This is a genomic window from Sorangiineae bacterium MSr12523 (assembly GCA_037157775.1).
Taxonomy (GTDB): Bacteria; Myxococcota_A; Polyangia; order Polyangiales; family Polyangiaceae; genus Pendulispora; species Pendulispora brunnea.
In genome coordinates, this window is the sequence record CP089982.1 from 10736993 (window position 1) to 10759428 (window position 22436).

Here is a 22436-nt window from a genome sequence, read left to right on the forward strand (position 1 = left end):
TTCATTTCTTGTGCGAGGCGATCCACTCGGCAAATGATTGCATGTACTGCGTCAGCGTCTTGCGGATTGCCTCGTCGGTCAGGTTGCCTTCCGCGTCGAACTTGTCCCCGGCACGCCGCACGAAGACTTCGGGCTTGTTCATCACGTGGAGGTTCAAAAACACGGCAACCTGCCGCCAGTGGTACTGCGAACGCATCGTGCCGCCGTCACCTCCGCTGGCGCCGATGATGCCCAGTAGCTTGCCGTTGAACGGCTGCTCCGGCGGGCGCGAGGCCCAGTCGACGGCGTTCTTGAGGCCACCGGGAATGGAATAATTGTATTCCGGGGTCGCGATGAGAATCGCGTCGGCCGCGGCAATCTGCGCGCGGAATCGCACGACGGATTCCGGGCGGCCCGCAGCCTCGACGTCCGCGTCGTAGGGCGGAAAGTCGGCCCACTCCGCCGTCTCGAAGGTGAGCGAGGCAGGCGCGAGTTGTGTCGCGGTGCGGAGCAGCGCACGGTTGTAAGATTGTTTACGAAGGCTACCTGCGATTCCCAATACCCGAAACGTAGAACTCATGGCGCGGGATCATAGCGCACCCGCTTCGTCGAGCGCACGGGCCACGATGGCGATATCATCGGCGGTCGTGGACCAGTTGGAGAATGCGGCGCGGATGGCAGGCCGGCCCGCGTACAGGGTCGGCGTGAAGAATGCGCGGCCGCCCGCGTGAATGGCCTCGAGCACGCGATCGCGATCGCGCACTTCGCGTGATCGAGGCGCGAAACACACGATGTTCAGGTGCACGTCCGCGAGAAGCTCGAACGAACCAGAGGCGCGAAGGTGCTCGCCGAGCCGGCGCGCGTGCTCGCAGCAGCGATGCACCAATTCCCGGTAGCCCTCACGGCCGTAGGCCATCAACGTCATCCAGGCAGGCAGCGCGCGAAAACGGCGCGAGTTCTCTGGCGTGCGGTGCAGGAGATCCGGCCCGGCGCCGAGGTACGCGCCCGCGGCGCGGAAGACGCGCTCTTGGTCGGTCAAATGCCTCGTGAACACGAAGCCCGAGTCGTAAGGCACGTTGAGCCATTTGTGTGCGTCGGATGCGATGGAATCGGCGAGTTCGAGCCCGTCCACGAGGTGCGCGTAGGCTGGATCGGCCGCCGCGAAGAGGCCGAAGGCTCCGTCGACGTGGAGCCACGCACCGTGGCGTCTGGCCACCTCGGCGACGGCGCGAAGGTCGTCGAAGTCGCCGGTGTTCACCTCCCCGGCGCTCGCCGAGACGATGCACGGCGCGGCGTAGGCGCGCGCTTTCAAGTGCGCATCCAGCGCGGCCGGGTCGATGACGGCGCGGCCCTCGACGAGGGAGATGCGCTCGATGCACCGCCGCCCCATGCCCAAAATGGAGACCGCTTTGTCGATGCTCGCGTGCGGCGCACCGGCGAGAACCGCAATGGGCGGCGCACCGGTGAGCCCCGCCTCGGAGACGTCGATGCCGATGCGCGCGTACGCCCACTGCCTCGCGGTGGCCAGGGCCACCACGTTTGCTTGTGTGGCACCGCTGACGAAGGCCCCTTCGAACGAATCGGGCACGCCAAAGAGAGCGCGCAGCATGGCGAGCGTGTGCCTCTCCACCCCGGTGGCGATGGAGTCGCCGTCGCTCGAGACATTCTGGTCATACGCCGCGGCGAGCCAATCGCCCGCGAGCGCCGCCGGCGTGGAGCCCCCCGTGACGAAGCCGAGGTAGCGCGGTCCTGCCGAGCCCGAGAGCAGCGGCTCCAGGTTCGCGCGGAAATAGTCGAGCGCGCGCGTCGTGCCCCACCCTTGGTCGGGCAGGGCCGGAAACGACACCGCGCGCAGTGCTTCCCGGGGCGCGGCCACGGGGCGCTCGGCCACCGTTTTCAAGAAGGCCTGCGCCCCGTCGCGCACCGCACTCAGGATTTCATCGAGTCGCTCACCGGTCATCCCCCCCACGTGGAGCCACCGGCACACGGCGGGTAGATACACTTCTCTTCAGTTCGACCGGTACAGTTCCCAACTTAGAGCGTCGTGCGTTGCTCGAGCAGCTTGACCGACGCATACACCGCATCGATGGACGGCGTGGGAATGTCCATCCAGCGCCCCAGCTCCGCGACGGCACCGACCATGGCATCGACCTCGGTGGGCCGACCGCGTTCGATGTCTTGAAGCATGGACGTTTTGTGGGCTCCCACCTTTTCCGCGCCGTCGATGCGCTGTTCGATCTTGATGCCGAAATCGATGCCCAATCGCTCGGCCACCGTTTGGGCTTCCTGCATCATGGTGCGCGCCAATTGCCGCGTGAGCGGATATCGGCATATCTCTTCCAGCGTGGAGCGCGTGAGCGCGGAGATGGGGTTGAACGCGAGGTTGCCCCAAAGCTTGACCCACGTCTCCCAGCGGATGCGCGGCGTGACCTTCGCCTTCATTCCCGCAGCCTCGAACGCCTCGCGCAGGATGCGCACGCGCTCCGTCTTTTCCCCATCGAGCTCGCCGAGTGAGAAGCGCTCGCCTTCCACGTGGCGGATGACACCGGGGGTGTCGATATCCGCCGCGGGGTAAACGATGATACCGATGACTCGACGCGGCTCGATGTTCGCCTCGATGACGCCGCCGGGATCCACCAATTCGACGCGGCGGTTTTCGTAGGGTCCTGGCAATTTATGGAAGTACCACCACGGAAATCCATTTTGCGCCGTAACGACGCTCGTCTCCGCGTGGTAGAGCGCCCGAAGGCGCGGCGCGATGGCCGGCAAGCTGCCCGCCTTCAGCGCCACGATGACCACGTCTTGTGGTCCCGCCTCCTCGAAATCCGACGTTGCGCGCGTTTTGACCACGCGCTCGCGCCCATCGATTTCGATGAGTTTGAGCCCGTGGTCGCGAATCGCTTGCAGGTGCGGCCCGCGCGCGATGAGCGTGACGTCCTGCCCCGCAAGCGCCAGCCTCGCGCCGAGAAAGCCGCCGATGGCGCCCGCACCTACGATACAGATGCGCATCAGTCCTCGCTGCCCACTTGAAGGAACTTGGCCATGTTGATCCGTTGTAGCTTACCCGTAGCGCCGCGCGGGATCTCCGTGAGCACGTGGAATTTCTTCGGAATCTTGTACTCTGCAAGCGCCGCAGCGCAATGCGCGCGCAGCTCCGCACTCTCGCACTCGCCCTTGAGGACCACGGCCGCGTGGATCTCCTCGCCGAGCATCTTGTGCGGCACGGCAAACGCGAGCGCCTCGGCCACCGCGGGGTGGCGAAGGAGCACGTCGTCGATCTCCAGCGGCGAGACCTTCTCACCACCGCGGTTGATCAATTCCTTGATGCGCCCGGTGAGCGAGAGGTAGCCCTCCTCGTCTTGTACGCCTTGATCGCCGGTGCGAAACCACCCATTGGTGAAGGCCGCCGCATTGGCCTCGGGGTTGTTCTCGTAGCCGTCGACCACGTTGGGCCCGCGCACCACGACCTCGCCAATCTGGCCAGGCTTCAGCAGATTGCCGACTTCGTCCATGATGGCCACGTCTACGCCATGACCGACGCCCACGGTACCTCCCTTGCGCACACGCGGCGGCAGTGGATTGGAGGACATTTGATGGCTCGCCTCGGTCATGCCGTACGAATCGAGTTGCGGAGCCTGGAAGAGCTCCTCGAGCCGTTCGCGCACGACGCCGGGCATCGGGGCGCTGCTCGAACGAATGAAACGCAGCGGCTTCTTGCGAACGACGTCGGCATGCTTCGAAATGCGCGCGAGCACCATCTGGTGCATCGTGGGCACGGCCGAATACCACGTGGGGGAGAACGTCTCGTACAGTGAGAGGAACTCCATGGCATTGAACCCCGCCGGACACACCACCGTGCCGCCCGACGAGAGCGTGGACAACATGGATCCGACGATGCCGTGAATATGAAACAGCGGCATCACGCACAACGTGGTATCCGCCGGCGTGAGATTGTACGTACCGCGAATGTTCCCCGCCGACGCAAACAAGTTGCGATGGCGCAAGGGAACGCGCTTGGGCCGGCTGGTGGTGCCGCTGGTGTGGAGGATCATGGCCACGTCGTCTTTGAGCGACAACTCGACGGGCTTGGGGGCATACGTCGCCCCGCCGGTGCGTTCGAACGAGCAGCGCCCCTTCGAGTCGGCCGACACCGTGAGGAGCGTCATGGTGGGCAGTGCGGCGGCAACCGCCGCGGGGATCCCTTCCGGCGAAGTAATGAGTACCTTCGCCGCCGTGTCTTCGTAATAGAATGCGAATTCTTCTTGTTTGTATTTCGGATTGAGCGGTGCGGAAGTACCCGCCATCGCAGCGCCGAAAAATGTCGTAATGAGCTCCGGCCCATTGATCATGGCAATGGCGATTCGATCGCCACGGCCAAATCCAAATTGATTCAATTGGGCGGCGAGCTTCACCACATTTTCGCGCAATTGGCCGTAGGTCACCGGCGGTTTGCCAGGGGCGACCAGCGCAGGGTGGTTGTCTTCTCCAGCGAGCAAATCGTAGAGCGTCGTCATGGGAAGACCATTATCGACCACGATGTCGACATGTGCACTGTCAATTATTCATAATCGTCTCAATCTAACTGAGCTGTAATCTAATGACGCTTACGGAGCACCATGGCAAGCCAACGCTGTTCTGCGCGAGGTTTTCCGGTCGGCCGGTAGTAGTGCGTAACTTCGTCGAAGCCCTGTGCAGTAAAAAATGAGAGCCAAAGTTCATGATCGAAAAAGCACGCATAACGCTCGCCGGAAAACCCTTCTTCGCCTTCGCCGCGCGGGTTGGAGCAAAAGAAGACTCCGCCCGGTTTCAATGCTGCGCCGAGCTCGCCGATCACACGTGGTAAGTGCGCACTGGGAACATGGAATAAGGATGCATTCGCAAATATGCCATCGAAGAAAGACTGCGGCAGAGATAGCTCGAGAAAGTCCTGCTGCCAGACTTCGCATCCACTGTATTGCCGTGCCATCTCCGCAAAGCGCGCCGATCCTTCGAGGCCAATCGGAACGTTCCCTCCGTCCTTCATCGCTTTGAGATCGCGCCCCGGTCCACAACCGAAGTCGAGAATGGTCAACGGGTGTGACGCATGGATAGCCGAGACGAGCGCCTCGATGTTCTGCGATACGTCATGATCGCGGGTGCCGGCCCAAAAGCCTTCGGCGTTCGCATCGTAATAGGCCAAAGTTCGTTCGCTGATGTCGATTGGCATCGTTGGGCGATCAACATATCGCGTCGATCGAGGGCGCGCGATGGTATGTAGGTCCGCATGCCCTCCGAAGCTCTTCCCGTCGGCGCAATCGTGATTCCGGGTACGGATCTTACGTGGACCGCCACGCGCTCGTCGGGGCCTGGCGGCCAGAACGTGAACAAGGTCTCCTCGCGGGTGGAGCTGCGCTTCGATCTGGAAGGCACCACGGCGCTCGGGCCCGCCGCGAAAAACCGATTGCGGGTGCTTGCAAAAGGCTACCTCGACGCCGACGGTCGCATCTTGATTCGGAGCGAGCGCACGCGCGACCGACAGCAGAACTTGGAGGACGCGCGCGAGAAGCTGCGCGAGCTCGTCGCGCGGGCGCTCGTCGTGCCAAAGAAGCGTCGTCCGACGAAGCCCTCGAAGGGCGCGCAAGCGCGGCGTGTGGATGACAAGAGGAGGCAAGGCGTGAAAAAGCGCGACCGCCAGGGAAGCGACGCGTCATGACCTTGCCGAACGGGGCGGTGCGCTCCTAAACGGAGCACCATGTCCCTTTACGAAGCTACGGTTCCGCAGTTCAAAAAAATGCTGTCCAACCTCGACCGCTGGCTGCAGGCGGCCGTCGCGCACGCGGAGACGAAGAAGTTCGATCCGAACACCCTCGTGGTGGCGCGCCTCGCGCCGGATCAATATCCGCTCGCTCGCCAGGTGCAAGCCGCCTGTGACCAGGCCAAGTTCGGCGCCGCGCGTCTCTCGGGCAAGGAGCCGCCGAAGCACGCCGACACGGAGCAGACGATCGACGAGCTGCGCGCACGCATCCGCGTGGTGATCGAATACCTCGATACGTTCACGCCCGCCGACTTCACCGGCAAAGACGAGGCACTCATCGCATTACCGTTCTTGGAGGGCAAACGGATAACGGGAAGTAATTACATCACCGAAATGACTTATCCTAATTTCTATTTCCACGTCACCACGGCGTACGCCATCTTGCGGCACAATGGAGTGAACCTGGGGAAGAGAGATTTTCTTGGTTCGATGACCCTCGTCTAACTCGAGCGCGCGGTCGCTCTCGGGGGCTTGGGGTGGCGGAGCCCCCCAAAAACTGACCGACCGTCACGAGTATGTCACGCAAATTGTTTCACGGTCGTGGCGGGGTATGACCTAAAAGAGGCACCATGCGCATTAGCCGTCGTCACTCGCTATTCGCCTCGTGCCTCTTTTTCGTCGGGTTGTCTGCTGCATCGCTGGTACTGATGCATTGCTCGGAGGACGATTCGGTGGTTTTGCAACCCCAACGAGATGCTGGCCCAGATACGGCCACGGCGGACGCCGGGATTTACCCGCTCGTCATTGGACACCGCGGCGCATCGGGCTATCGGCCCGAGCACACGCTTGCATCGTACGAGCTCGCCATCGCCATGGGCGCGGACTTCATCGAGCCGGACGTCGTGTCCACCAAAGATGGCGTTCTTGTCGTACGGCACGAAAACGAAATTAGCGGAACGACGGACGTCTCCTCGCACCCCGAATTCGCCGACCGCAAAAAGAAGAAGACCATCGACAGCGGCAAGGAAACCGAAGGATGGTGGACGGAAGATTTCACCCTCGCCGAACTGAAGACATTGCGCGCGCGCGAACGGCTTCCGAAACTCCGTCCGGCGAATACGGCCTTCGACGGCCTTTATGAAATCCCCACGTTGCAAGAGGTCGTGGACCTCGCCAAGAAGCGTGGCGTCGGCATTTATCCGGAAACGAAGCACCCGACGTATTTCCGCAGCATCGGTCTTCCGCTCGAGGAGAAAGTCGCACAACTTCTCCGCGATGCCGGCTGGCACGAGGCCACGGATCCCGTGTATCTGCAATCTTTCGAGCCGCAAAGCCTGCAGAGGCTGAAAGAGCTCACCAATTTGAAGCGCGTGCAGCTCCTCGATGCCGATGGCAAGCCGTACGACTTCGTCGTGAGCGACGACCCGCGCACGTATGCGGACCTCGTGAAGCCCGAGGGGCTGGCCTTCATCGCGACGTATGCGCAGGGCATTGGGCCCAACAAGAACTTCCTCATCCCGCGCGACGCCAATCAAAAGCTCTTGGCGCCGACGACGGTGGTGGCCGACGCGCACAAGGCCGGCCTCATCGTGCACCCCTTCACCTTCCGCAACGAGAACACGAACCTCCCGGCAGACTTCCGAGGCGGCACCCCCGACGACGCCGGCATTTACGACCAAGCCCGCGGCGACGCCCCGGCCGAGTACCGCACCTTCTTCGCGCTAGGTATCGACGGCCTCTTCAGTGACTTCTCCGACACCGCCGTCGCCACCCGCCGCCAGGTCTACGGCCGCTGAATCAGCCGCCGCTTCGGAGATTGGCCATCGATTCGCGGATGACGCTGAGGTCCTCGGGCTCCCCGATGTAGTCGGGCAGGAGACGCTGGACCTCGCGGAGCAGATCCTCCGGCAGGCACGGCTTGAGGAGGAACGAGTTGCACCCGGCTTCGCGGGCGCTTCGCGCGTGGCGGTCGTGCGTGTGGCCGGTGAGGGCAATGATAGGAACGGTGGAAGTCCGCGGATCCGCGCGCAGGCGCCGTGTGGCCTCCCAGCCGTCGATGATGGGGAGCGTGAGGTCCATCACCACCAGCGACGGAGCGAGCTCGAAGGCGACATCGAGCGCCGCCTGACCATTCTCGGCCTCGGCAATGCGGTAGCCGTAGCTCGAGAGGAACTCGACGTACATCTCCCGGTTGTCTTGGGAGTCGTCGACGATCAAAAGCAGCGGTGCGGTGGATGACATGATGCAGCTCCGCCCGGCAGTCCCTCCCCGGGTCAGCTCCCAACGATGGATGGGGCACGCTGCCAGGTCAAGGGTGAGAGGACAAGCCTACCACATGGTGCGCGAACCATCCAGGGCGGTTAGCGTGCACGTGCGCTTGAGATATCGTCCCGCACGCGTAGGTCGGTGTAGATTCCGAGGTATGCTCACACGGGCAGCATGCATGGCGAGGGCCGGCGGCGGATGCCTCCTCGCAGTATCTTGTGTCTTTGCGGCCAGCGACGCGCTCGCGGTCGGCACGCGCACCTTCGACCTCGATTCCCTGGAGGAGTTCTCCGGCGGCGATCTCAAAGGCGTCGCGGTGAGCTCCGACGGCGGTGTGCGCGCCGGCTTCAGCGTGGGAAACGTCCCGCTCACCGATGCCTCGTCGTCGTTCTCCGCGCTGACACTCGGGGACGGCAGCGTGCTCGTGGGCACCGGGCCCTCCGGCAAAGTCTTCAAGGTCGTGGGCGATCGCGCCGCGCTCTTCGCCGACACGGGCGCGTTGGCGGTCACCAGCATGATCGAGGTGCGCGGGGTCATCTACGCCGCCAGCATGCCCGATGGAAAGATCTTCAAGCTGTCGCAAGGCAAGGCCGAACCCTGGGTGACCTTGCCCAACACGAGCCACGTGTGGGCTCTCGCGGCCGACGGCAAAGGCGCCATTTTCGCGGCGACCGGCCCGGAAGGCCGCATCTACCGCATCGAGCCCTCGGGTTCGCACTCGGTGTATTTCCGCAGCGACGAGCCCCACCTCGTATCGCTGGCCTTCGGCGAAGGCGGTGAGCTTTACGCGGGGTCGAGCGGCAAGGGGCTACTCTACAAAATCGCGGGACCGGGGCGGGCGACGGTGCTCTACGACTTCCCCGGCGAAGAGGTGAAGGGCATCGTCGCCGTCAAGCGCGGCGTCGTGTACGCGATTGCCAACGACTACGGTGAGCCGCCGGAGCCGCCGAAGCGCGCCCCCGCGAGCGGGCGTTTCCCTGCGCAGCCCTCGGCGGCCAAGCCGATTCGCCCGGGCAAGGGTGCACTCTGGCGCTTCGATGCCGCGGGGCGACCGGAAAAGATGATGGCGCACGCCGAGTTCCACTACATGTCGCTCGCGGCGGACGCCGAGGGTCGCCCTTACGTCGGCACGGGCGCAGAAGGCCGCGTGTACACGGTCGACGATGCGCACACGGTCACGTTGGTGGCCGACACCGACGATCGGCAGATCGGCGCGCTGACCTTCGGCCGATCGATTTACCTCGCGGGCTCGGACGCGGCCACCGTGCACCGGGTGGTGGCGCAGGGCGGGAGCGAAGCCGTGTGGACCAGCCGCGTGCTCGATGCCGGGCTGCGGGCGAAGTTCGGTCATCTCTCGTGGCATGCCACGGGCGCGCTCGAATTCTCCACGCGCACCGGCAACACGGGCACACCCGACGCCACGTGGAGCGGGTGGAGCGCAGGCTCGTCGGCGCCCGTGACCGTCGCCAGTCCACCGGCACGGTTCATTCAGGTGCGCGCACGATGGTCGCGCGATCCGAAGGCGGTGCTCTCCGAAGTGATGCTGCCCTTCATGACCGACAACGTTCGGCCGGTGGTCCTCGAGGTGGACGCACGCCCGAAGAACGCGGCCAAGGAGAGCAAGGAAGCGATCCCTTCGAGCGGCAGCGAACCACCGAAGCACGACAGCGTGCTGAAGGTGACGTGGAAGGTCGACAATCCGGACAACGATTCGCTCCGCTATCGGGTCAATTTCCGGCGCGAAGGGCAAGGTCTCTGGCGCGACGCGCTGCGCGACGGCGAGGTGCTGACCAAGAGCGAGTACGACTGGGAAACGACGGCCCTGCCCGAGGGCAAATACCGATTGCGCATCGAAGCGAGCGACGAGCCCGCCAATCCACCGGATCTCGTGCAGAAGCACGCGATGGAGTCGGGCCCCGTGCTCGTCGACAACACGCCACCCATCGTGCGGGATCTATCGATCACCGGACGCCGCCTGCGCGTGCGCGTGGTGGATGGCCTCGGCCCCATTTCTCGGGTCGAGATGGCGGTCGATGGCAAGCCCGACTTCCGCACGCTGGGTGCGGCCGACGGAGTGTTCGACACGGCGGAGGAAACCGTCGACACCGACGTGTCGGGCCTGGTCCCGCCGGGAGCCCACATCGTGACGGTCCGCGCGTATGACGCAGCGGGCAACTTCGTCGTTCGCGATCTCGAATCGCGCTGATCTGACAGAGATGTCATAGCCCTACCGTGCGCGTGCCAGTCGGAACGGCGCAGCGGAAGGGCACCGAGTGGCACAACTCTCGGGATTCTCTGGTCTTTTTTAAGTGGAATGCGAAACTACCGTTTCGCGGCACGCGCCGTGAATCAGTCCTTCACCCTCGTCCCATGTCTTCGCCCTCCCCGCGAGAAAAACGCTTCGCTTTGTGCGCGGCCCTGGCCGCCGTCGTCGCCGCCGTCGCGGTGGGCTGCGCGGCGACCGGCAGCGTGAGCGACATGGGCGGCAATGGGTCGGATCCGGGCAGCTTCGGTCCCCCGCCTTACGCGCTCCCCGATTCGGCCGATGGCGGCGATGGGGCGGCCGCGGTTCAGCGCGGCAATGCGCTTTGCCATGCGGAAGCATTCGCGTGCTACCCCGATGGCACACGGTCGGACACGTGCAACGACGACGCGGGTCCGTCGGACTCGACGGAAGACGCTGGCGTCCCCCCGCCCCCGCAGGACAAACTCGCTTGCCGCGTGCGCTCGGGGGGCACGACCTGCTTGCCGGCTGGAAAGGGCGAAGCCAATCAAGCGTGCACCAAGGCCGCAGACTGCGCAGCGGGCTTCGAATGCGTCGCGTCCGGAACGCAGGGGTTTTGCCGGCACTACTGCTGCGATGGGCGGACCTCGTGCACGGACAAGAACGCGTTTTGCGACATCCAGATGACCAAAGACGCAAAGGAAAGCGTCGCGGTTCCCGTCTGCATGCCCGTTCGCCAATGCGACTTGTTGGAGGTGAATCGCCAGTGCTCCCTCCTCGATGAAGACTGCTCCATCGTCGATGAGAACGAAGGCACGACGAGCTGCGTGACCGTCGGCCCCGCACGTGTGGGCGAGGACTGCAGCAGTACGCACTGCGGGCGCGGTCTGGCGTGCCTCGGGCAATCAGGCCAGCGCAAGTGCTACCAGCTGTGCAAAAAGAACGACCCGAGCGCCTGCGCGCCGAATGAGAGGTGCGTCGGCTCGGCGCCCCTCTTCCAAGACTCGAACATCGGCACCTGCAGCAGCCGCTGATCGGGCGGGTTTGGCACCTGTCCCAGGACGGGGTCGAACTGTCCGGGACAGGCGACGAGCGGGTGGCGCGGCCGAAAACGCGCAGAGAAAGCGACATGCCGAAGCGGCACGTGCCGTGCGATGCGCCGGGCATGAACGAAACGGCGAGCTATGGCCCGCGCGAGCGCGCGCGGCAACTTGGGATTGAATCCTTGGGCGATGCGGATCTGGTGGCGCTCCTTTTGGGCACGGGCACCGTGCGGGCGCCCGTGCAGGCCGTCGCGGGCGAGTTGGTCGCGACGTCGGGTGGTATTTTGGGGCTGGCGCGCGCCGGAATGGGCGAGCTGGCCGATCAGCGCGGGCTCGGCATGGCCAAGGCCTCGCGCATCGCCGCGGCCATCGAACTGGGAAAGCGATGCGCGCATGCCGCCGTCAACACGCAGAGCGAACGCCTGCACGACAGCGCCAGCGTGGCTGCGTGGGCAAGGCCGCGCCTGGCCGCGTTGGAGCATGAAGAGCTATGGATTCTCGCGGTCGATGGGCGAAATCACCTGAGGGCTGCACGCAGGGTCGCCGCCGGAGGCCTGCACGGGATGCACGTGGCACCGCGCGACGTTCTGCGCATCGCCCTTCGGGAGGCTGCGAGTGCCTTCGTGCTGGTGCACAACCACCCCAGCGGCGATCCCACGCCAAGCTGCGACGATTTGGACTTCACCCGCGCCGTGCTCACGGGCGCAGATGCCATCGGCACCCCGCTCATCGATCACGTCGTGGTCGCACGAAATGGCCACGTATCGCTGCTCGAACGGGGGATTTTACCCATGTGAAGCGGTCAGCGCGCAACCAGTCCTCCGTCGACGACCAGGTTCTGGCCCGTGACGTACGCATTGGTCATGAGAAACAAGGCGGCGTGGGCCAGATCGCTCGGCTGGCCGAACCTTCGCGCGGGCAACTCCGATTCGGCCCACCGGCGAATGCCCTCGCGCTCCTCACCTTGATGAATCGGTGTGTCCACGAGTCCAGGGGTGAGGGCATTCACACGCACCGGCGCAAGCTCGATGGCCAACGCATGCGCCAAGGTGACAATCGACGCGTTGACGGCCGCGAGGATGCTCATCCGTGCCGGCGGCTTCAGCGCGGACGCGCCCGAGGTGAAGATCATCGAACCACGCTCGCGCATGATGGGCGCCGCCGCGCGCGCCGCGAAGAAGAAGCCTCGCAGCTTGTCGATCGCCCCTTCCATCTGCGCATCGGTGAGCGCCGCGATCGCGTCGATGCGCTTCTTCTCGTCCGCAACGGCCGTGAGCACCAGATGATCGATGGTGCCGGCGCTCCGAATCGCATCGGTCAACGCGGCCGAATCCACCATGTCGGCCGCTGCGACATCGACGTTGGCACCCCCGATGGCCGCCGCGGCCGAGTCGAGCTTGTCCCGCGAGCGGCCAATGAGAACGACCTTTCTGGCGCCGGCTTGGGAGGCGAGCCGCCCAATGGCCAGGCCAACACCGGAGCTGCCACCCACGATGACGACGGTTTGATCGGCGAGGGCACTGTCGATTTTCATGTGTCCCATGGTGGCGCCGGCGGCGCGTACGTTCCATGGCACTTCGTCGGGAAGACTTTGCCGATCGTCCGGGCCTACCCCGCCGGCGTTGCGCTAGAAGAGCGCGAGTTGGTGCGGCTTCGTCTGCGGGTGGCACAGGGAAACGTAGCCGCAGCGGATCTGTTTGCACCGGGAGAGGGGGGCGCGGGGGAAAGCCTCGCGGTGCCGCGCGTCGACGAGGCGATCGGCCAAGGTGACCAGATGGCGGCGGGTGGCCTCGGGCGCAGCCGACTCGCGAAACTTGGGCTCGGAGGGATCGCCACCGAGAAAGACGATGCCGGTGCGGACCTGCGTGGCCGAGGGAAAGATGGCGCGCGCGGCGAGGGCATAGACGTCGAGCTGAAAGGCGTAGGGCTCGACCTGGGCGGCGCGGGCGCGCTTGTAGTCGATGACATCGAGGCGCCCGTCCGGCCAAGCGACGAGCAAGTCGATCGTGCCGCGCAGGGCGATGGTGCGGCCGCGCGCATCCTCGAGGGAGAGGGTGAACGGCTCCTCGCGGCGAAGGATCGCGCCCTCGGCGGCCGCGCGCGCGGCGTAGGGGCCACATACGAAACGGGTCAGGGTGCGCGCAAGGCGGGCGTGGCGCGGGTTCTCGGGCAAAATGCCCTCGCGCGCGAGCAGGCCATCGATATCCTGGGCGGCGGCGTCGGAACCGAAGTGCGACGCGGAGGTGCGCTCCAGGACGCGATGCATCAGCGTCCCCTCGCTGCGCGGGTCGATGTGCGCGACGGGCGGAGCGCCCTCGGTCTCGCGCTCGGCGCCGCTCACGGCAAGCGGCGGTGCATCGTGCTCCGGCAGATCGAGCACGTGGACGAGCTGGAAGCGCCGCGCGCAATGATGAAAATCCTGCAGCGAGGTGGTGGCCATGGTGACGGTCTGCCACGGCGGGCTCCACGCTTTTTCACGCACGGAGACGGCAGCATCCGACTCGGGGTGGCGCGAGGCGGGCATGCTCGCGGGGGTCGCATCGCGCGGGGAACGCGGCGGAAGTTCCTCCGCAGAAAAGATCGCCCCGAGCGATTCGTCAGCGGCCAACTGTTGCAAGACGGCCGCAATGGAGGCGTTGAATGCCTCCGAAGGGTCCTTCGGCGGACGGCGATCGCCGACGAAATACATGGCGTGCGATGCGCGCGTGACGGCAACGTACGCGAGGCGCGCCTTCTCGGCGCGATCGCGGCGGCGGATCGTGTCCTTGGCGCGGGTGAACGACGGCGGGTCGAAACGCGTGCCGCTTTCGTCGGCGAGGCGCACCGTCAGCGAAGGCGGCCCATGGCCCGACGGCGGCTCGAGGATCATGGCACCCGCCTCGGTGCGCCGGCCGTCGGCGCCGACCTCGGGGACGAAGACCACGGGAAAATCGAGCCCCTTGCTGGCGTGCACCGTGAGCAGGCGCACGGCATCGTCATCGTCCGCGAAGGTCGCCGCCTCCGTCTCGTCCGCCGCCCCTTCTGCGGCGCGCGTGAGGCGCGCGAGGAGCACGGCGGCATCCGTCTCGCGATCGGCCATGGAGAGCAATTTGCGCACGTTCGCCACCCGCTGCTCGCCGCGCGGAAGCTGAATGAGCACCTCCTCCAGGTCGAACGCCCGCACGGCCTCGCGCAAAAGCCGGCCCGGCAGAATGCGGTCGACGTTGCGCCGCAGACGGGCCACCACCTCGAAGAGATGGCGAACGCGCGGGCGGTCTTCCTCCGCCATCAATGCGCGGCGCGGGCCGGAATCCCACGAGGCCGCGGCCTCCATCGAGATCATGCCCGCCCCCGGTGCCGTGAGCGCGAGCAACGTCTCGTCGCGCGCAGAAACCCAGGGCCCGCGCAACACTTCGAGCAACGCGAGGCGCTCGCGAGGGCGCACGATGAGCGCGAGCATCGCCATCACGTCGCGCACCTCGCGCGCCGAGAAAAAGCCGCGCCCCGCCACGACATACGGGACGCCGTCGTAGGCCAGCGCATAGGCCATGACCTCCACCATTTCGTTCGTGTGGCAGAGCACGGCGATGTCGCCCAACCGATGCTCCGACGCCGACGTCAACGCGCGAACGCGATCGGCAATGGCGAACGCCTCGTCGAGCCGCTTGGTTCGCCCGCGCGGCGACACCGGCGGACGGAGCCAATGCGTGCGCACCTTCGGCTCCGGGGCGGGGGGGCGCTCCGGCGGCGGAAGCAGATCCTCCGTCTCGGGCACGTAATTGATCTCGAAGAGCACCTTGCCCGACGACACCAGGCGCCGGCGGCTGAAGGCATTGGCAAAGGTGAGAAGCTCGTCCTGGCCGCGCCGGTTGTGGCGCAGCGGAACGAGATCCGCGAGCGGCGCCGCGGGCTCGCTCACCTCCGCCTCGATGCCCAGGGCCGTCCGCGCCCGCCAGCCGGCCAGGCCCACGCACAGCTCGGCGAACACCGCGACATCCGCACCGCGGAAGCCGTAAATCGACTGCTTGCGATCGCCCACGACGAAGAGTCCCGCGGGCCTCAGTCGATCGATGGGCGGAATCGTCCCCGGCGTTCGCGCCGCGGGATCGCTTTCCCACAAGAGGTGCACGAGCTCGCGCTGCAGGCGCGACGTGTCCTGGAACTCGTCCACGAGCAGCGCGTCGATGCCGTCGCCCACCTCCTTCGCGATGGCCGGATGATCCCGCAGCAGATCGCGCGCAGCGCGCAAGATGTCGCCGAATCCCAACGCCCCCGCGCGACGCCGCGCACGCTGGATTTCGCGATCCGCCGCCACCAGCAGCTCGCGCGCCGAACGCGCGCGGGGAGCGTAGTTTCTGCGCATCTCCCACGCCTTGATCAAGCGGTAGCCGCGCTCGGCGTTGGTTTCGCCGGCGGGCAGCTTCTCCTGGCGGAAGTCGAAGAAACCCTGGCTCTTCTCGCTCTTCGTCCGGCGGATCGCGCAGAAGTCGCGCGTGGCGGCGATGAACCGATCCATGCAGGCCGCCGTCGGGGCCTCGCCCATCGCGCGCCGCTCGTTCCAGGCCGCGATGAACGCGCGCGCCTCGTCGGCGCGTTTCTCGTGGATGGCCAAGTACTCCGCGTGCTCCAGCAGCTCGCGCAACAATGCCTCGATGTTCTCGGCGTCGCGTTCGTCGATGGCCAGGCTCTCCGGGCCTCGCCCGTCTTCCTCGAGCCGCGCAAGCATCGTGGCCACCTCGCGCGAAAGCTCGTCGACGCCGCCGCTGGCACGCACCAGATCACGCACCCCCTCGGGATCGATTTCCGCACGTTGCGCGAGGGCGCGCCCGATGGCCTCGTCGGCGCGGGCGCGCGCTTCGTCTTCGCCCTCCAGGTCGAAGTCCGGAAGCAGGCCTATCTCGAGCGCATACGCCCGCACCAGGGTCGTCGCGTAGCTGTGGAGCGTGCCCACTTGGGCCTGCGGCAGCCGCTCGATGGCGCGCCGGGCCCGTGCCTCCATTTCGGCGGGCGACCAGCGGGACACGTGCGCGGCGTCACATGCGAGCAAAAGATCCGCCGCATACTTCGAGCCGGGATCGCGCAGCGAAAGCCGCTCGAGCTCACCGGCGAGGCGCGTGCGGATCTCGGCCGCCGCTTTGCGCGAGAACGTCGTGGCCACGACGCGCGAGGGATCCACGGGCGGGTGCAGGCGCTCCTTGTGACCGAGCTCGCTGGCGCCCATCATCAGGTGCACCAGCACGCCCACGAGGCTGTGCGTCTTGCCGGTGCCAGCGCTCGCCGCCAGCACGAGGTTCCTGCGGAAGGCGAAAATCACCGCGCGCCCCCTGCTCGGGCCGCGCCCTCGACGCCCTCGTCCTCCTCCGCCACCACGAAGCGCGGCCTGCGGCAGGCGCCATCGTACGCGCAGCGATCGCACACACGCGGATCGCCCGGGAGCGGCGCCACATCGCCCTCGCGCACATGGCCGATGACCGTGAGCGTGCGCACCTTCACGCCCGACTCGCTCTCGCCCATCGACTCCTTCCAGGCATTCGCATACCCCGCCACCGAATACGTCCGATCGAGCTGATGGTACGGCAGGTACAGGCCCTCCGCATACGCGGCGGCGAGAACCTCCTGCGCGATGTGCGCGTACAGCGGCACCTGGAAGGAGGAGCCGGTGACATCCCGCTGCGTATCCTTCGCCGTGCGCGGGCTGCGCTTGTAGTCGATGATGCGAATACCGCGCAAATCCGGCGAACGGTCGACGCGGTCGATGCTCCCGCGGATCGAGACCGCCTCATCGCCATGGCCAAATCGAAGCGCCGGCCAACTTTCCTCGCGGCCATCGCCGAAAGGCTGCTCCGCCAAGGCGAAGTCGAACGACTCGTCGGCGATGCTGTAGTCGATGACCTTGCGCACGTCGTCGCGCGTTTGCTCCAATGCCATGCGCCGCAGGGGCGAGGCCGCCCTCTCGCGCGCCAGCACGCGGTCGGCGGCTTCCAGCGCGAGCGCGCGGATCCCCTCGGCATCGCGCGGTCGCTCCCGCCACAGAGGCAACGTGGCCACGAACGCCGCCGCCAAGGCCTCGTGCACCAAGGTGCCGGCCTGGCGTGCATCGGGCACGTCCGACGCGGGCTCTTTCTCGCGTGCGCCGAGCACGTGGGCGGCGAAGCCCTGGAAGGCGCAGCGCGCGAAGTCTTCGAGGCGGGTCACCGGCAAAGGACGCACCGCGCCACCCGTATCCTCGAGGAGGGCACGCGCGAGAGGCTCGTCGACCGCGAGAACCCCCGTGAGCGGACCACGGTACAGCGCCGACTTGGCGCCGTGGAACGTCTCGCGCGAAAGCTCGATGTGCGCGCGCCGTGCCGCATCGGGCACCGCGTGCCGGGCGCCCTGCGGATCGCGCGCGAGCATCACCAGGCGCGCTTCCCGCGCGGTCAGCGGATGCGCGCGCAACGGCGCCAAAGGCCATTTTTTCTCGGTTACCCCGCCGCGCCCGAGCCAGGTGAGCAGCGGTGCCGGCTGCAGCAGCGCCCCCTCGGCATCGTGCGCGCAATAGACGAAGACGACGCTCTTCGCACGCGCCACGGCCAGGGCCAGCGCCCCGAGCCCGCGCGCCGCCGTCAGTCCGGGGGACGCCGGTGCCCGCACCGCATCGATCTCGCGCAGCGCCGCAGAGAACGACTCGAAGACGAGCGCCGGGTGCGCATTCGACGGAGGCAGACTGCCCTCGTTGGCCGAGGCGACCACCAGCTTCGACAGCGGCTCGTCGGCCAGATCCGCCACCCGCGCGATGCGCAGTGCCCCGATGCGGCGCGCCCCGGGCGGCGGCTCACCGGCCTCCAGCGCCCGCACGAACTCGTGACGAAAGGCATCCATGGTGACGACCACGCCGTCGTCCTTCAGGCGAATCACCGCCGCCTCGTACCGATCCAGCGTCTCCGTGAGCACACGCCATGCGTGCGCATCGCGTGCGAGCGCGTGAAGCTCCGCGCGCGCGAGCCCCGTTGGTACGTCGTCACGCGCCAAGGTCGCCCGCGCATCGAAGCCCACCCGCGCAGGAAAACCGAGCGCGCGCCACAGCTCGCGCGCGGCGCGAATGTGCTCCAGGCGCGTTCGCGCACGCTCCACGCCCCAGAGCACCTCCCCTACCCGCCGCGCGAGGCCCGAGAGATTCCCCGCCGCCGTCGCCGCGAGCTCCGCCACCGGATCGGCCCCGCGCACCGTCGGCGTCTGCTCCAGCGCGTTGGCCAGCCGATGCAGCTCCGTGCGCGCCGCGCGCCCATCCGCGAGCCCCGTCAACGTCGCCGCATCCACGTAGCGCGATCGAAGCAGCCGCGCCACCTCTTGCCGCGGAAGCCCGCGCGAGGCCAGAGCATGCGCATCCAGCGCACGCGCGACGATGGCCGCCGCCGTGGGCGCCGGCCCGCGCGGATCGTGCACGGGGATGCCCAAATCGTCGAACGCACGCCGAATCGGCTCGAGCACGTGCTCGTCGAGCTGCGGCACCGCCACGGCGATCGCCTCGATGGGCGTACCCCGCAGAAGCTCCGCGTACACGGCATCGGCCACCGCACGTGCCTGCACCTCGGCGCTCTCGGCCTGGCGAATCTCGAGCCGCGAAGGCTCCGGCACCGCCCCGTCGAGCCGCAGATCCCCGAGCACCGGCTCGATGGGCACCGTCTCCGGCGCAGCATCGAGCGCGCGCGCCACCTCGTCGAACACGATCTCCAGAGGATTTCGCTCGCGGGTCGCATCCAGCCGCGACTCGAAGGCCGGCAGCTCCAGCACCGCACCACCCTTGCAGCGCTTCAACGCGCCATCGAGTGCGCGCCACCAGGCCAGATCGGCCGGCTCCCACGCCACGATCCATCGCGCCAGAAGCTCGGCAGCTCCCACCGCTTCCTTCACCGCCGCAGGCTCCACAGCGGCGAGAACGCGCGCGAGCACCGCCCCCGCCGAGCGACCATCGACGAGACCCAACGCCGACAGCGCGCGATCGAGCGCCACCATCGCAGAGCGAAGCATGCGCGCACGCCGGCTCGACGTGCCACCCTGCGCTTCCATGCGCTCCAGCGCCCCGAGGCTCGTGTCCGACGCGCGCAACGTCGCAATGGCCGCATCGATCGAGTCCACCGTCTTGAGCCACACGTGCGACGCACCGCGAGCCATGGGACCGAGCAGCGGATCGTCCGGCGCCACCGCGGCCAAGGCATCGGCCAGCGCCAGGCGCGTGATCTCCGGCGAGGCCAAGGTCACCTCCGGCGCAAGCGCCACGAGCAGGCGATGCTTGAGCGCCGTCCGCGTTTCGCACGCGATCCCCTCGCGCGACAACCGCTCGACGTGGCGCTCCGTGGGAACGACGAGACGCACCCCCGTCACGGAACGACCCGCAAGGGAACCGCGAACACCTCCTTCAGCGCGGTGCGCTCGTACAGGAAGGCGTACGCGGCCTGCGACGAGAGCACCCGCTTGATGTAACCGCGGGTCTCTTCGTAAGGAATATTCTCCACGAACAAGTCGAAGTCGGTGGCCGTTCGCTTGGCCAGCCAGCGGTTCACCGCGCCGGGCCCCGAGTTGTACGCGGACACGGCCAGCGATTTGTTCTGCGCATACGACGTCCGCAGCTGCGCGAGCAGCTTCGTCCCGAAGGCGATGTTCACGTCGGGCCGCTTCAGCGACGCCTCGTCCCAGGGCATGCCCGTCCCTTTCGCGAGCGCCTTTGCCGTCGGCACCACCAGCTGCATCAGGCCGTAAGCATTGGCAAAGCTCTTCACCTCGGGGAGGAACGTCGACTCCTCACGCATGATGCCCCAGGTGAGCGACAGCGGCAGCCCATTGGCCTCGCTCTCCTTCTTCACCAGCGTCTCGAACGCCCGCGGGTAAGCCACCTCCCACGCAAAACGCCACGTTCCCACGGGGTAGTGCGCCAAGTGCTCCTGCAGCTTCGCCCGCGTGAAGGCATGCCCCAACTCCGGCGCGCCACCGCGGTTGTACACGTCGCCGATGACCCAGAGCAGCTCGTGCTCGGCATCGTCGGCGACGAAGTTCGCCTTGGTGAATTCCTTCTTGGCCCCTTCGATGTCGCCCACTTCGAGCAGCCGCACGCCGCGATCGAACGCCGGCGTGGCGAACTCCGGATGATCGTGCGTGATGAACGGCCCCGAAGGCTCGCGCGCCTGCGCCGCCTCCAAGGCCTTCGCGGCCATCGCCTCGTCCAGCGACGCGAGCCTCGTGTAGGCCTGCGTCATGTAGAACGTCAGCGGGAAGTCCTCGATGATCTTCGCGTACCGCGCGCGCGCATCCTCCACGTCGCCTTTGGCTTCCGACACGCGGGCGCGGAAATACGGAGCACGCCCCGACGTCGCCCACGCGCGGTCCAAGGGATCGAGCGCGATGGCGCGGTCCAACGGATCTTTCGCGCCGGCCCAATCGCCCCGCGTCATGCGGTGGAGCGCCACGCGAAAGAGCCCTTCCGTCCCCATGTCGCCGTCGGGGTAGTCGTCCGGCAGGCTGAGAAGCATGGTCGTGAAGCGCGACTCGTCCCCCGACTCGCCCAAGATGAGCGCCGCCAAGAGCCGCGCGTCGTCGGCCAGGCGATGCTTGGGAAACTGCTGCTCGACCTTGGCGAACCGGTCCACCGCCTCCTGCGTCCGATTGGCCGATCGGCTCGCCTTTCCGCCTTGAAAGAGCGCGCTCACGAGCTGCTCGTCGCCCGTGCACATGCGGATCGCATCGCCCCACGCGTCGGCCGCGGGCTGCTTCGTTCGCGCGACGGCTTGCGCGCGCATCGACCCGACCTTGCAGGCCACGCTTCCCGTCTTGCCGGGAGCCCACGTCGCCATCAACGCGTTCGCCGCCTGGAGTCCGCGCGAAGGTTCCCCGTTGTCGAGGTAACCCTGGATCTGCCGGACCAAATCCGCCTCGCCCAGTGCATCTTTGAACTGCGGCTCGCTCTTGCGCAGCAAGGCGGTCGCGCGTTGCCGCGCCGATTGCGCGCCCGAGCTTTCGGCAATCTTGGGGATCTCAATCACCACGCGCGTCGCCAGATCGTACGCCTCGCGCGGCGTGCCCTCGGTTTGGCCCTCGATGATCGCATTGGCCAGACGCACAGAGAGCTCCACCCAGCGCGGCAGCTTCGGATTTTCGGCGAGGATCTCCCGCCACAATTTGGCCGCAGCGCCGCGTTCTCCACGGCCGGCCAGCGCGTCGGCGAGCGCGATTTTCGCCTCGTCGTACGCGGGAAGCGACGTGGGGACGGCGTGCGCGTGCTGGAAGCTTTCGTCCCAGCGCGCGGCCTTGCCCAGCACCTGCGCTGCGCGCAGCTTGGCGTAGGGCGACAGCGGACACTCTTCTTTCACGGCGTCGTAGGCATTCACCGCCTCCGCCGGCTCGGTCGCCAGCGTGTGAAGACGCCCGGACAGGTACGACCACGCACAGATGGCCGCGGCATCCGCCGGATTCGCCGCGCGGGCATCGTCGACCATGCGTGCCGCGCGCGCGTACTCCTTGATGCGCTCGAGATCGCGCACGCCGCCGAGGCGCGGGTCGTCGTAGGCCGATTCCACCTTGGGAACATCGCGCTGCGACCGCACCGCGGGCGGAGGGATCTTGGCCTCGGCGGGCTTGACCTCACCGCTCGAGGGGCGCGGCTCGGGCTCGCGCCCGCTCGACCCGCACGCCGTACACGCAAGCAGCGCGGCGTTCGCCGCCATGACCAACAGACGCCTCATCGCTTTCGCCATGCGTCGCTCGCGGACTCCTCTTCCATCGCTACGATGCGCTTGCGCGCGCGCTCGAGGTAACGCGACCGATCCTTGTCCACGACGTCGGCATCGGCCTTGCGCTGCACCAGTTCACCTCGGGCGCGTGCCTCCGAGTCGGCCGCGCTTTGCTCGGCCAGCGCCGCATGCTCGACCTTCGCGTCCATGGCCTCGCGCTCGGCGCGTGCCACGGTTTCCCATGCCCCACCGCGCTGCAGATCCACCGCACGCAACGCGCCTTGGTCGAGGGCATCGCGTTCGGCATTGCGCGCCACGTTGGCTTCTGCCGCGGCGCGTGCCCGAACAGCCTCCAACGCCTGCCGCCGCTGCTCGGCCGATTCGCGCGCCCGAATCGCCGAAGCGAGCTCCACGGTAGCGTCCTCGACGCGCCGGGTCCTCAGATCGAGGAGCGTCTCCAGAGGATACGGCTTGCGCGGCATGGGTCCCTCGAAGTGTAGCGCACGTAC

General features: G+C 67.0%; 17 protein-coding genes. 6 read left to right on the forward strand and 11 right to left on the reverse strand.

Annotation, left to right across the window (positions count from 1 at the left end):
* Nucleotide 1 precedes the first annotated feature (1 nt).
* From LZC95_42315 to LZC95_42335, 5 genes are all read right to left on the reverse strand, one after another.
* Complete coding sequence (locus LZC95_42315; GenBank protein WXA93073.1) at nt 2-559, reverse strand: NAD(P)H-dependent oxidoreductase; 558 nt, start codon at nt 557-559, stop codon at nt 2-4.
* A gap of 9 nt (nt 560-568) precedes the next feature.
* Entirely contained in the window at nt 569-1966 is a 1398-nt protein-coding gene (locus LZC95_42320; protein ID WXA93074.1) for a pyridoxal-dependent decarboxylase, read from the reverse strand.
* 47 nt (nt 1967-2013) lie between these two features.
* Nucleotides 2014-2988 (reverse strand): 2-dehydropantoate 2-reductase, encoded by a 975-nt coding sequence (locus tag LZC95_42325; GenBank protein ID WXA93075.1) that lies wholly within the window; start codon nt 2986-2988, stop codon nt 2014-2016.
* On the reverse strand, nt 2988-4493 hold the full coding sequence (locus LZC95_42330) for an acyl--CoA ligase (protein ID WXA93076.1): 1506 nt from the start codon (nt 4491-4493) through the stop codon (nt 2988-2990). Before LZC95_42330 ends, LZC95_42325 begins: the two co-directional genes overlap by 1 nt.
* An 80-nt stretch (nt 4494-4573) precedes the next feature.
* Nucleotides 4574-5185, reverse strand: coding sequence for a class I SAM-dependent methyltransferase (locus LZC95_42335; protein WXA93077.1), 612 nt, complete (start codon nt 5183-5185; stop codon nt 4574-4576).
* 57 nt (nt 5186-5242) lie between these two features.
* On the opposite strand from LZC95_42335, the gene arfB reads away from it, so the two are divergent.
* The 3 genes from arfB to LZC95_42350 all read left to right on the forward strand — a co-directional run bounded on the left by arfB (nt 5243) and on the right by LZC95_42350 (nt 7509).
* The gene (gene arfB / locus LZC95_42340; protein WXA93078.1) at nt 5243-5671 is read left to right on the forward strand and encodes an aminoacyl-tRNA hydrolase; all 429 of its coding nucleotides are present in this window, start codon (nt 5243-5245) and stop codon (nt 5669-5671) included.
* 39 nt (nt 5672-5710) lie between these two features.
* Nucleotides 5711-6217, forward strand: coding sequence for a DUF1993 domain-containing protein (locus tag LZC95_42345; protein WXA93079.1), 507 nt, complete (start codon nt 5711-5713; stop codon nt 6215-6217).
* A gap of 125 nt (nt 6218-6342) precedes the next feature.
* Complete coding sequence (locus tag LZC95_42350) at nt 6343-7509, forward strand: glycerophosphodiester phosphodiesterase (GenBank protein WXA93080.1); 1167 nt, start codon at nt 6343-6345, stop codon at nt 7507-7509.
* A gap of 1 nt (nt 7510) precedes the next feature.
* Here the strand turns inward: LZC95_42350 and LZC95_42355 are convergent, their stop codons facing one another.
* Nucleotides 7511-7954, reverse strand: coding sequence for a response regulator (locus LZC95_42355; protein WXA93081.1), 444 nt, complete (start codon nt 7952-7954; stop codon nt 7511-7513).
* A gap of 181 nt (nt 7955-8135) precedes the next feature.
* On the opposite strand from LZC95_42355, the gene LZC95_42360 reads away from it, so the two are divergent.
* The 3 genes from LZC95_42360 (at nt 8136) to radC (ending at nt 12042) form a co-directional block, all read left to right on the forward strand.
* Nucleotides 8136-10184 (forward strand): hypothetical protein, encoded by a 2049-nt coding sequence (locus LZC95_42360; GenBank protein WXA93082.1) that lies wholly within the window; start codon nt 8136-8138, stop codon nt 10182-10184.
* Nucleotides 10185-10348: 164 nt separating this feature from the next.
* Nucleotides 10349-11236 carry a hypothetical protein gene (locus LZC95_42365; GenBank protein ID WXA93083.1) on the forward strand — a complete coding sequence of 296 codons (888 nt, stop codon included), beginning with the start codon at nt 10349-10351 and terminating at the stop codon, nt 11234-11236.
* 95 nt (nt 11237-11331) lie between these two features.
* Entirely contained in the window at nt 11332-12042 is a 711-nt protein-coding gene (gene radC, locus LZC95_42370; GenBank protein ID WXA93084.1) for a DNA repair protein RadC, read from the forward strand.
* Nucleotides 12043-12047: 5 nt separating this feature from the next.
* Here the strand turns inward: radC and LZC95_42375 are convergent, their stop codons facing one another.
* The 5 genes from LZC95_42375 to LZC95_42395 all read right to left on the reverse strand — a co-directional run bounded on the left by LZC95_42375 (nt 12048) and on the right by LZC95_42395 (nt 22409).
* A complete protein-coding gene (locus LZC95_42375) occupies nt 12048-12779 on the reverse strand; it encodes an SDR family oxidoreductase (protein WXA93085.1) in 732 nt (243 codons plus the stop codon).
* 93 nt (nt 12780-12872) lie between these two features.
* Nucleotides 12873-16538, reverse strand: coding sequence for a UvrD-helicase domain-containing protein (locus LZC95_42380; GenBank protein ID WXA93086.1), 3666 nt, complete (start codon nt 16536-16538; stop codon nt 12873-12875).
* Nucleotides 16535-19588, reverse strand: coding sequence for a PD-(D/E)XK nuclease family protein (locus LZC95_42385; protein ID WXA93087.1), 3054 nt, complete (start codon nt 19586-19588; stop codon nt 16535-16537). Before LZC95_42385 ends, LZC95_42380 begins: the two co-directional genes overlap by 4 nt.
* A complete protein-coding gene (locus tag LZC95_42390; protein WXA93088.1) occupies nt 19585-21939 on the reverse strand; it encodes a lytic transglycosylase domain-containing protein in 2355 nt (784 codons plus the stop codon). The genes LZC95_42385 and LZC95_42390 overlap by 4 nt, the downstream gene beginning before the upstream one ends.
* Entirely contained in the window at nt 21936-22409 is a 474-nt protein-coding gene (locus LZC95_42395) for a hypothetical protein (GenBank protein ID WXA93089.1), read from the reverse strand. The genes LZC95_42390 and LZC95_42395 overlap by 4 nt, the downstream gene beginning before the upstream one ends.
* Nucleotides 22410-22436: the final 27 nt, after the last annotated feature.

Excerpts from the sequence above, each read along its gene's own strand:
- LZC95_42315 (WXA93073.1), bottom strand. The coding sequence starts at position 559 with ATGAGTTCTACGTTTCGGGTATTGGGAATCGCAGGTAGCCTTCGTAAA.
- LZC95_42360 (WXA93082.1), top strand. The coding sequence starts at position 8,136 with ATGCTCACACGGGCAGCATGCATGGCGAGGGCCGGCGGCGGATGCCTC.
- LZC95_42390 (WXA93088.1), bottom strand. The coding sequence starts at position 21,939 with ATGAGGCGTCTGTTGGTCATGGCGGCGAACGCCGCGCTGCTTGCGTGT.
- LZC95_42355 (WXA93081.1), bottom strand. The coding sequence starts at position 7,954 with ATGTCATCCACCGCACCGCTGCTTTTGATCGTCGACGACTCCCAAGAC.
- radC (WXA93084.1), top strand. The coding sequence starts at position 11,332 with ATGCCGAAGCGGCACGTGCCGTGCGATGCGCCGGGCATGAACGAAACG.
- LZC95_42365 (WXA93083.1), top strand. The coding sequence starts at position 10,349 with ATGTCTTCGCCCTCCCCGCGAGAAAAACGCTTCGCTTTGTGCGCGGCC.
- LZC95_42350 (WXA93080.1), top strand. The coding sequence starts at position 6,343 with ATGCGCATTAGCCGTCGTCACTCGCTATTCGCCTCGTGCCTCTTTTTC.
- LZC95_42395 (WXA93089.1), bottom strand. The coding sequence starts at position 22,409 with ATGCCGCGCAAGCCGTATCCTCTGGAGACGCTCCTCGATCTGAGGACC.
- LZC95_42335 (WXA93077.1), bottom strand. The coding sequence starts at position 5,185 with ATGCCAATCGACATCAGCGAACGAACTTTGGCCTATTACGATGCGAAC.
- arfB (WXA93078.1), top strand. The coding sequence starts at position 5,243 with ATGCCCTCCGAAGCTCTTCCCGTCGGCGCAATCGTGATTCCGGGTACG.
- LZC95_42345 (WXA93079.1), top strand. The coding sequence starts at position 5,711 with ATGTCCCTTTACGAAGCTACGGTTCCGCAGTTCAAAAAAATGCTGTCC.
- LZC95_42330 (WXA93076.1), bottom strand. The coding sequence starts at position 4,493 with ATGACGACGCTCTACGATTTGCTCGCTGGAGAAGACAACCACCCTGCG.
- LZC95_42375 (WXA93085.1), bottom strand. The coding sequence starts at position 12,779 with ATGAAAATCGACAGTGCCCTCGCCGATCAAACCGTCGTCATCGTGGGT.
- LZC95_42325 (WXA93075.1), bottom strand. The coding sequence starts at position 2,988 with ATGCGCATCTGTATCGTAGGTGCGGGCGCCATCGGCGGCTTTCTCGGC.